Annotated in this window: 12 protein-coding genes; 5 read left to right on the forward strand and 7 right to left on the reverse strand. The window is 66.1% G+C overall.

Translation table 11 applies throughout. The features are described from left to right. Nucleotides 1-108: IS3 family transposase (locus tag GM672_RS26345; RefSeq protein WP_155472497.1), on the forward strand; the 108-nt coding region annotated here is incomplete at its 5' end. A gap of 235 nt (nt 109-343) precedes the next feature. Here GM672_RS26345 and GM672_RS26350 read toward each other — a convergent pair. Further along, a complete protein-coding gene (locus GM672_RS26350; protein WP_155473486.1) occupies nt 344-640 on the reverse strand; it encodes a hypothetical protein in 297 nt (98 codons plus the stop codon). Nucleotides 641-1,027: 387 nt separating this feature from the next. Here GM672_RS26350 and GM672_RS26355 point away from each other — a divergent pair, with 387 nt between their 5' ends. From GM672_RS26355 to GM672_RS26370, 4 genes are all read left to right on the forward strand, one after another. Then, nucleotides 1,028-2,395, forward strand: coding sequence for an ATP-binding protein (locus GM672_RS26355; protein WP_155473487.1), 1,368 nt, complete (start codon nt 1,028-1,030; stop codon nt 2,393-2,395). 208 nt (nt 2,396-2,603) lie between these two features. Further along, the gene (locus GM672_RS26360; protein WP_155473488.1) at nt 2,604-3,146 is read left to right on the forward strand and encodes a DUF4256 domain-containing protein; all 543 of its coding nucleotides are present in this window, start codon (nt 2,604-2,606) and stop codon (nt 3,144-3,146) included. Continuing rightward, the gene (locus tag GM672_RS26365) at nt 3,146-3,655 is read left to right on the forward strand and encodes a helix-turn-helix transcriptional regulator (protein WP_155473489.1); all 510 of its coding nucleotides are present in this window, start codon (nt 3,146-3,148) and stop codon (nt 3,653-3,655) included. The genes GM672_RS26360 and GM672_RS26365 overlap by 1 nt, the downstream gene beginning before the upstream one ends. Continuing rightward, nucleotides 3,618-4,034 (forward strand): VOC family protein, encoded by a 417-nt coding sequence (locus GM672_RS26370; protein WP_155473490.1) that lies wholly within the window; start codon nt 3,618-3,620, stop codon nt 4,032-4,034. Before GM672_RS26365 ends, GM672_RS26370 begins: the two co-directional genes overlap by 38 nt. 33 nt (nt 4,035-4,067) lie before the next feature. Here GM672_RS26370 and GM672_RS26375 read toward each other — a convergent pair whose 3' ends face one another. The 6 genes from GM672_RS26375 to flhF form a co-directional block, all read right to left on the reverse strand. Then, nucleotides 4,068-4,955, reverse strand: coding sequence for a hypothetical protein (locus GM672_RS26375; RefSeq protein ID WP_155473491.1), 888 nt, complete (start codon nt 4,953-4,955; stop codon nt 4,068-4,070). Next, nucleotides 4,906-5,718 (reverse strand): flagellar motor protein MotD, encoded by an 813-nt coding sequence (gene motD / locus GM672_RS26380; protein ID WP_155473492.1) that lies wholly within the window; start codon nt 5,716-5,718, stop codon nt 4,906-4,908. The genes GM672_RS26375 and motD overlap by 50 nt, the downstream gene beginning before the upstream one ends. 32 nt (nt 5,719-5,750) lie before the next feature. Further along, a complete protein-coding gene (locus GM672_RS26385) occupies nt 5,751-6,497 on the reverse strand; it encodes a flagellar motor protein (protein ID WP_155473493.1) in 747 nt (248 codons plus the stop codon). Continuing rightward, a complete protein-coding gene (locus tag GM672_RS26390) occupies nt 6,479-7,210 on the reverse strand; it encodes an RNA polymerase sigma factor FliA (RefSeq protein ID WP_155473494.1) in 732 nt (243 codons plus the stop codon). Before GM672_RS26390 ends, GM672_RS26385 begins: the two co-directional genes overlap by 19 nt. A gap of 56 nt (nt 7,211-7,266) precedes the next feature. After that, nucleotides 7,267-8,082 carry a MinD/ParA family ATP-binding protein gene (locus GM672_RS26395; RefSeq protein ID WP_155473495.1) on the reverse strand — a complete coding sequence of 272 codons (816 nt, stop codon included), beginning with the start codon at nt 8,080-8,082 and terminating at the stop codon, nt 7,267-7,269. Continuing rightward, a partial coding sequence (gene flhF / locus GM672_RS26400) for a flagellar biosynthesis GTPase FlhF (protein WP_155473496.1) occupies nt 8,075-9,185 on the reverse strand: 1,111 nt, incomplete at its 5' end. The genes flhF and GM672_RS26395, both read right to left, overlap by 8 nt.

Genomic DNA, 9,185 nt, shown 5'->3' on the forward strand with positions numbered 1-9,185 from the left:
GATTACATCGAGATGTTCTACAATCCGAAGCGCCGGCACAGCTTCAGCAATGACTTGTCGCCGGTCGAGTATGAAAAGCAGTATTTCAAGCGGCTCGCGAGTGTCTAGGAAACTCGTGGCGATTCAGGTTTCCAGCAAGGCAAGCACCTACCGATGAGCAAAATTGAGCCGACTGCCGATGGCAGGCGGGCAGATACCGATCACTGCAGGCCGTTCTCTCTTGCACGGGCATGCCGCATCTGCCGGTGCGGCCGACAGCTCACGGCCGGAAGCGGACGATCGGAAAGACTGGAAGCAAGCGCTCGTTTGTTTCCTGCCCGGCTGACGTGATTGGGCAGGCGTCTCAAGACGCCGCCTTCAGCCAGTCCCGCGCCCGCTCGTCCATGGCGGCGGCAATGACGTCCGGCGGCAGGCTGTAGACGGTGGCCCAGCTGGCGCGGCCGTCCGCCGTGTTGGACGGAAAGCTGGTGGTTTCGATGGGCCAGTGGTATTTGCGCTTCAGGGCGCGGACGATGGCGGCCAGCGTGACGCGCCCGCGCAGGGGTTCGGCGCCGGCCTGGTCCGCGTTCGACAGCAGCACGGCCAGGACGGCGCCGCGCGCCGTGCGGGGGCCGGGAAAGACGGGAGTTTTGCGGGTCATGGCGTCATTCTAGCGTGTTGCCGGCTGCCGCCTGTCACGTCGCCGTTCGCAGACCACGAAGGGCGCCAGCGCCGTATCACGCGCCGGCCCGATCAGGCCGGGATGCCCCGTCCGGCAACAGATGGCCCAGCCGCCGAAGGAGATCGTGTGCCCGTCGTGCGGGCCGCCGCAGGCAGCTGCTCGACCTCCAGCGGAAAGCGTCGCCTGAGCGCCGTGTCGGCAATCGCTCGCTCCACCCTCAACGTCGTTCCCACTAGTCGGAGGAATCTTGGAGGCGACGCTCGTCGCTTATAATGTCGTACTGCAACAAGAGTTTGGTTTATTCGAACGCCGGCAGCACTGTTGCCTGCCGGGCGATGACCAAACTATGAACCTGCTAAGGCTCGCATGACTGAACCAATACTGACCCTGCGTGTCGACACTGATTTTGACGTTACCGCCGCGCGCCAGAGAGCCCGTCAGATTGCTGCCGCATGCGGCTTTGGTGGGCTCGATCAGGCACGGATCGGCACCGTGGTATCGGAACTGGCCCGAAATATTCTGCACTACGCTGGGGTTGGTTCAGTCTCGTTTTCTGCGTGCGGGACTGCCGCGCCCCAACTATTGCTGATCACCGTGGAAGACGAAGGAAACGGGATTGCAGACGTTGAACTGATCCTGTCGGGACGCTATCGCTCAGCAACCGGCATGGGATTGGGAATTCTGTCTGCACAACGGTTAATGGACCATTTCGAGATCGTCAGCAGCGCGGCAGGCACCCGAGTTATTGTTGGCAAGCCCTTCCCTCCACGAACAGGGTTTATAACCGCGACCGGTTTTGACTCGATGGTTGCGGGGTTCGAAGCATTGCCCAACCAGGTGGCACTGTCCGAAGCGCGTCACCAGAACCGTGAATTGACTGATGCGCTCAATGCCCTGCAAGCACGGCAAGATGATCTGTTGCTGGCCACCACCCGGTTGGAGGAAAGGAACAGTCACATCGAAGCGCTTAACGATCAGCTTGATCAAAAAGCTGCTGCACTGCAGCAAGCTGACCGCAGCAAGGACCAGTTTTTGGCCACACTCAGCCACGAGCTCCGCGGCCCGCTGTCCGCCGCCGGCATGGCTGCCTTATTGCTCCAGCCGGCCGGCGTCCCTTCAGGGCGCGCCAACCAGATGGGAGAATTGATCAGCCGCCAGGTAGCACATATGAGCAGACTGGTAGAAGATTTGTTGGACGTTTCAAGGGTCAGCCGCGGGTTGGTGCAGCTAGACAATGAGCGAGTGGAGCTGGCCGAAATTGTGCGGGCCGCCGTCGAGCAGGTCCAGGCCGCCGCTGATCTGAAGGGCCATCGCCTGGAACAGGATCTCGGCGACGCCAGCTTGTTCGTGCTGGGGGATCGCACCCGTTTGGTCCAGGTGGCAAGCAATCTGCTCAGCAACGCTGTCCGCTATACCGAAAACGGCGGCGATATCGGGATCACCTTGGAAAAACGTGGACCGATGGCGGTGTTGCGGGTGTCCGACAACGGCAGCGGCATCACTGCAGAACTGATGCCGCGCCTTTTCGACCTATACGTTCAAGCTGAAGTTTCGTCCGACCGTACCGGCGGCGGCCTTGGTCTGGGCTTGGCCCTGGTGAAAAACCTGGTAGAAGCGCACAAGGGCACTGTATTGGTTTCGAGCGCCGGGCACGGATGCGGCAGCGCATTTACCGTGCAATTGCCCCTCCACGTCGAATTGGAACAGTCCGGCCAGCTGCTTGTCGCCCTTTAGAGCTGGGCGCCACTGTCACCGCCACCCTCCAGCGTTCCGCGCGTGCGTGCTTTTCCAGCGCCTTCGCCTCCATCGTCTCGTCATCCAATTGCTCCGTTGCACCCCATCCGTTCAAGATCGTTAAGGCTGGCGCCCTCGTCGTCCACGGCGGGCGGTGCCATGCTATCGTGAGGCCTGCCGATCATCCATGCCAGGACACCAAGCCACCATGCGATCACCTCACTACGACACTCTGTTGCAAACCCTGCAGGCCCGCTTCGAGGGCCATCCGCAACGCCACGCCGGCATCGCCTGGCCCGAAGTGCTGGCCCGCCTGGACGGCAACGCCAGCGCCCTGAAGTCGCTGCAGGCGATGGAGGAAACGGGCGGCGAGCCGGACGTGACCGGGCGCGACGACGACGGGCGCATCGTCTTCTGCGACTGCAGCGCCGAGACCCCGGCCGGCCGCCGCAGCCTGTGCTATGACGACGACGCGCTGGCGGCGCGCAAGACGCAGAAACCGGCCGGCAGCGCCATGGCGACGGCTGCAAGCATGGGCATCGCATTGCTGACCGAAGCGCAGTACCACGCCTTGCAGGCCCTGGGCGCGTTCGACCTGAAGACGTCGAGCTGGCTCGCCACGCCGGCGGACGTGCGTGGCCTCGATGGCGCCCTGTTCGGCGACCGGCGCTATGGCCGCGTGTTCGTGTATCACAACGGTGCCCAGTCCTACTACGCGGCGCGGGGCTTTCGCGGCGCGTTGACCGTGTGATGGCCGCGCCGCCATCCCAGCGCCTGCGCGACCTGGCCCGCCTGCGCCGCGTGCGCGACCGCATCGACCGCGAGTATGCCCAGCCGCTGGACGTGGAAGGGCTGGCCCGGGACGCCGGCATGTCGGCCGGCCACTTGAGCAGGCAATTCCGGCTGGCCTATGGCGAGTCGCCGTATGCCTACCTGATGACGCGCCGCATCGAGCGCGCCATGGCCCTGCTGCGGCGGGGCGACATGAGCGTGACGGACGTGTGCTTCGAGGTAGGTTGCAGCTCGCTGGGCACGTTCAGCACGCGCTTTGCCGAACTGGTGGGCGTGCCGCCGTCGGTCTACCGCGAAGAGGCCGCCGGCGCCACGGCAGGCCTGCCGGCGTGCGTGGCGAAACAGGTGACGCGGCCGGTCAGGAATCGAGAAGCGCCGGCCGGCGGGCGCGGCTATGCTGACGTTTCCCACCACCACACGGAGACACAGCATGGACCTCTCGATCCACTCGACCTTCCTGCCCCATGACGATGCCGACGCCGCCCTGGCCTTCTACCGCGACAAGCTCGGCTTCGAAGTGCGCAACGACGTGGCCTACGGCGCGCTGCGCTGGATCACGGTGGGCCCGCGCGACCAGCCCGGCACGTCGATCGTGCTTGCCCCGCCCGGCGTCGCGCCCGGCGTGACGGATGAAGAGCGCCGCACCATCGCGGAAATGATGGCCAAGGGCACCTACGGCATGCTGCTGCTGGCCACCCGCGACCTGGACGGCACCTTCGCCCAGTTGCAGGCGCGCGACGTCGACATCGTCCAGGAACCGACGGACCAGCCCTACGGTGTGCGCGACTGCGCCCTGCGCGACCCGGCCGGCAACATGATCCGCATCCAGCAGGCGCGCGTGGGCTGACTCGCCGCGAAGCGGGAGGCTCGCAACCGGGCCTTACAGGCACTCGTACTTGCCGTCGTCGGCCACGTACAGCAGGCTGGCGAGGAACCAGCGGCCGTCGGCCGATTGCAGGTGGTATTCATAGTCGTGCGCCAGCTCGGTCGTGCCGATGCTGCTGGCGTGGCGCGTGCGAACGATGGCGGCGGCGCCGTTCGCCTCGATGCCCAGCACGCTCTCGCGGGCATTGTCGTGCGACGAGTCGCTGCCGAAGGCAACGCCCTGGGGCGCCAGGCCGGGCAGGCAGAACTTGGCGACCAGCGCGGCATAGGCCGCGTCGGCCGCATCCATGCCCCCCGCCGGGTCGGCCTCGGCGATGCGGTGGGCATAATCATTCCAGGCGTGGTAATCGCCGATAAATGCGCGCACGAAGGCGGCGGGATCGTCGCGCGCGGCGGCGTCCAGCGCTGCCAGTGCCGGCGCAGATGGCAGCGGCCCTTGCCGTGCGGGCGCCGCCGCGGGTTGCACTGCGGCGCCCCAGATATGGATGGTGGTGCCGAAACTGCCCGGGTCGGTGGCCTCGATGCGCAGCGACGCCGGCACCACGCTGCTGCCTTCGTACTCCGGCGTGGCCGTGTAGCGGCTGACCTTGCCCTCGTACGCCAGCGGCAGGATCTGCTCGCGGTCGATGCGCGCCTTCAGTTCGGCGACAAAGGGCGGCACGTGGACGACGTTCTCCCGGATGTCCTGGCCGCCGAACTCGACGGGGAGCAGCAGCAGGCGGGCCAGCTCGCCTTGCCGGCACAGCTTGTCGGCAGCCGCACGGGTCGTGACGCGGCGGTAATCCGGACCGGAGGGCGGCGCGCCGTCGCGGCGCTTGAACCAGCCGAACACCTTACTGCCCCGGCGGCACCACCGGCGCCGGCCCAGCTTCGGCAGCAGCACTTTCCGCCGTGGGAATCTCCGTTTCCGGATCGGGCACGCCGGACAGGATCGTCACGGCCACGCGGCGGTTGCGGGCGCGGCCGATGGGGTCCTCGTTGTCCGCCACCGGGTGGTTCGACGCGTGGCCGACGGCCGTCAGCCGTTCCGGGGCCACGCCCGATTCGATGAACAGGCGCACCACGGTAGCGGCGCGCACGGCCGACAGTTCCCAGTTCGACGCGTAGATATTGCGGATCGGCTGGTTGTCCGTGTGGCCTTCCACCTGGACGGCGTGGGGATCGTCCTTCAGCAGGCTGGCCACGGCCTGCAGGGCTTCGCGCGATTCTTCCGTCAGCTTCGATTCGCCCGGGTCGAACAGCACGCTGGCGTTGATCTCGACGGAGACGCCGCGGCTGTTCTGCGTGACCCTGACTTTCCCTTCCTTGACCAGCGGCGCCATCGTCGACAGCAGGTCCTGGGCCAGCTTGGTCATGCGTACTTTTTCCTGGGCGATCATGGCGCGGCGGCGCACGGCCTGGGGCGTGGCCTGCGGCGTCGTCTGCACTTCCGTGTTCTGCGTGATGGCCGCGCCGGCACCGCCGAAGGCGTCGCCCAGCGCGTCCGAGAACACCTTGTACTTGCCCGTGTTGACGACCGAGATGGCGTACATGACGACGAAGAAGGCGAACAGCAGGGTGATGAAATCGGCGTACGAAATCAGCCAGCGCTCGTGGTTCTCCGGCTCTTCGTCGTAGGGGCGGCGGGCGCGGCGGTATTGGGTCATGGCATCGGGCTCAAGCAGTCGGACTCACGGCGTCAATGATCGCGCATCAGCGTGGCGATGCGCTCGTCCATGATGCGGCTGAAGTCGGCCGTGGCGATATCGTGGAACACGGCGGCGGCGATTTCCTGCTGGTGCACCTGGGTCGTGACGATGTTCTTGAGCTTGTTGGCGATGGGGTAGAAGAACAGGTTGGCCAGGCCGACACCGTAAATCGTGGAGACGAAGGCCACGGCGATGCCCGGCCCCAGCTTGGACGGGTCGGACAGGTTTTCCATCACGTGGATCAGGCCCAGCACGGCGCCCAGGATGCCGATGGTGGGCGAATAGCCGGCAGCCGATTCCCACACGCGCACGGCCTGGCGCTGGGCCGTCTCGAAGGCCGTGATTTCCGTGTCCAGCAACTGGCGCAGCTTGTCCGGCTGGATGCCGTCGATCACCATGCGCAGGCCCTTGGCCATGAAGGGGTCGGTGGCGGCCGCCATATGGCGCTCCAGCGCCAGCGGGCCGGCCCGGCGCACCGTCTGGTTCCAGGCGATGATGTCCTTCTTCAGGGCGGCGCGGCTGTCCTCGGGCGGACGGAATACCCAGCGCAGCATCAGGATGCCCGTGCGCAGCGTGGCCGGGCGCGTCTGCAGCAGCACGGCGCCGAAGGTGCCGATGACAACGATGGCAAACGCGGCCGGCTGCACCAGCGATGACAGCTTGCCCCCTTCCAGCGATTGCCCGACGATAAGGCCCGCCAGCGCCAGCAGGATACCGGCTACGCTGGACCAGTCCATGCCTGCTCCCGGAGTGTGGCGCGCAGGCGCGCGACGGCCTGCGTATGCAATTGCGATACGCGCGATTCGGAGACGCCCATGACGGCGCCGATCTCTTTCAGGTTCAACTCTTCCTCGTAATACAGGCCCATCAACAGTTTCTCGCGGGGCGGCAGGTTATCGATGGCGTCGATGACGGCCTGGCGGAAGTCCGTGTCCATCAGCGCCCGCAGGGGATCGGCGTCCTCGTCGTGGGCGTAGCGGTCGAGGAAGCTGTCGCTGCCGTCCTCGTTCTTGAAGTCTTCGTAGTACACCAGCTGGTGGCCGCCGCCTTCGGACAGCATTTCCTGGTAATCCTGCAGCGACAGTTTCAGCGACTTGGCCACCTCGGATTCGCTGGGCGGGCGGCCCAGCTTCTGCTGCAGCGCGGCCATCGCCGTTTCGATCTTGCGCATGTCCTGGCGCATCGTGCGCGGCATCCAGTCGCTGGAACGCAACTCGTCCAGCATGGCGCCGCGGATGCGCATGACGGCATAGGTCTCGAACTGGGCACCGTGGGTTTCTTCGTAGCGGTTCAGTGCATCGAGCAGGCCGATCATGCCCGCCTGTATCAGGTCATCGACTTCCACGCTGGGCGGCAGTTTCGCCTTCATGTGGTGGGCAAGGCGCTTGACGAGGGGCATGTGCTCCGTCAGCAGCGAATCCTTGTTCACCTTCCCTTTGACCGTATACATAGATTGGTTCTATTTCTTATGGGCGCAACCGGACCGGCCCGGTCCGCTGCGCTGATTTAATTGCCGCTCCCCGCAAAATGCGTCGGCGCGCCGGCCAGTGCGAACCGGCCCGCCAGCTGACGAAACGCCACCGAAGCACCGGCCAGCGGGAACGCATCGACGACGGCACGGCCCAGCCGGGCGGCACGGTGCAGGTACTCATCGGCCGGCACGGAACCCATCGACACCAGGTTGACCGCCAGGTAACGGCTTGCCGCCTGCGCCATATTATCGTAAACCACCCGTGCCTCAGCTTCGGATGCACCCGTGACGACGATGCCGAAGGGCCGGCGGCCCAGCTCGTGGTTCAGGCGCTTGATCATCATGTAGGCATTCTTGATCGACGAGGCGCTGTTCGACACCTGGATGACGATCTCGGAACTGGCCATGACGGGCACGGGAAATGCTTCGCCGTCGAACTCGCCATCGACGAGGACGATGCCGGCCTGCGAGGCCAGCACGTCGAAGGCCTTGGCCAGGCGGCGGCTTTCCTGCGGGCCGTTGCGCGCTTCGCCGCGCGTCATCGACACGACGTTGAAGCCTTGCGGCACCTGGTGGATCACCTGGTTCAGGCCGCATTCCTGGCGCGCCACCGTCAGCAGGCTGGCGCCGTTGTCCACGCCGAGGCGCGAGGCGACGCCGTGGGCGCTGGCGCAGGCGTCGACCAGCAGCACGTCGTTGCCGGCCCGGGCCAGCGAGGCGCCCAGGTTGACCAGCATGGAACCCTTGTCGTCGTGCGGGGTGGCGGACAGGAAGGTGACGATACGGGGCCGCGGCGGCCCCGCCAGCATGCGGCGCAGGCCTTCGGCCTGGTCGAAATCGAAATTAGCCAAGGTGCACCTCGCGCGCATCGTTGCCGGCCGCGGCCATCAGCATGGGCAGGTCGCTGTCGGCGAACTGGTTGACGTCCTTCTTCAGGCGGAAGGCGCGCTCGACCAGTTCCATCGGCTTGGCCAGGTGCAGGTCTTCCGGCACGCGCTGGCCGTTCGACACGTAGAACAGGTTCAGCTTCTGGCGGATCACGACGTCCAGCACATTGCCGATCGAGGCCGCTTCGTCCAGCTTGGTCATGATGGCACCGGCCAGGCCGGAGCCCTGGTAGGCCCGCACCACTTCCGTCAGGGTTTCCTGGGTCGACGTCGAGTTCAGGCACAGCAGGCGTTTCACGTCGGCGCCGGCGCCCTGCAGCATGGCGACCTGTTCGGTGACCATCTGGTCGCGCTGGCTGACGCCGACCGTATCGATCAGCACGGTGTGCTTGTTGCGCAGTTCCTTCAGGGCGATGCGCAGGTCCGCCTCGTCCTTCACGGAGTGCACCATCACGCCCAGGATCTTGCCGTAGATGCGCAGTTGCTCGTGCGCGCCGATACGGTAGGCGTCCGTCGTGATCAGGGCCAGCTTTTCCGGGCCGTGGCGCATCACGCAGCGGGCCGCCAGCTTGGCCGTCGACGTGGTCTTGCCGACACCGGTCGGGCCGACCAGGGCGAACACGCCGCCACCTTCGATCAGCGCGTCTTCGTTGGCGATGACGTTCATGTTACGGGCCAGCACGGTACGCACCCAGCGCAGGCTTTCCTCTGCGCTGCGGCCGGCCGGCATCTTTTCGATCAGCATCTTCGACAGCGTGGCGGAAAAGCCGGCAGCCAGCATTTCGCGCAGTACGGCGGCCTTGTGCGGCTCGCGCTGCTGCGACGAACCCCAGGACAGCTCGGCCAGCTGCGTTTCCATCATGCCGCGCATGGCGCGCAGTTCCGTCATCATCGTGCTCATTTCGGCGGCGGCCGTGGCCTTGGCCGCATTGACGGCATCGGCCATCATGGCCGAGATGCGTTCCATGTCGACAGCGGGGGCGGCGGGGGCGAAGCCGGGAGCAGGACGGCTCTGCGTCGGCGCGGCCGGAGCGAAGCCGGGGGCCGGCCGCGCGGCGGGACGGGCT

This window comes from Pseudoduganella buxea (assembly GCF_009720835.1).
GTDB lineage: Bacteria > Pseudomonadota > Gammaproteobacteria > Burkholderiales > Burkholderiaceae_D > Rugamonas > Rugamonas buxea.

Coding starts and splice junctions, on each gene's coding strand:
- GM672_RS26350 (WP_155473486.1), bottom strand. CDS start 640: ATGACCCGCAAAACTCCCGTCTTTCCCGGCCCCCGCACGGCGCGCGGC.
- GM672_RS26355 (WP_155473487.1), top strand. CDS start 1,028: ATGACTGAACCAATACTGACCCTGCGTGTCGACACTGATTTTGACGTT.
- GM672_RS26360 (WP_155473488.1), top strand. CDS start 2,604: ATGCGATCACCTCACTACGACACTCTGTTGCAAACCCTGCAGGCCCGC.
- GM672_RS26365 (WP_155473489.1), top strand. CDS start 3,146: ATGGCCGCGCCGCCATCCCAGCGCCTGCGCGACCTGGCCCGCCTGCGC.
- GM672_RS26370 (WP_155473490.1), top strand. CDS start 3,618: ATGGACCTCTCGATCCACTCGACCTTCCTGCCCCATGACGATGCCGAC.
- motD (WP_155473492.1), bottom strand. CDS start 5,718: ATGACCCAATACCGCCGCGCCCGCCGCCCCTACGACGAAGAGCCGGAG.
- GM672_RS26385 (WP_155473493.1), bottom strand. CDS start 6,497: ATGGACTGGTCCAGCGTAGCCGGTATCCTGCTGGCGCTGGCGGGCCTT.
- GM672_RS26390 (WP_155473494.1), bottom strand. CDS start 7,210: ATGTATACGGTCAAAGGGAAGGTGAACAAGGATTCGCTGCTGACGGAG.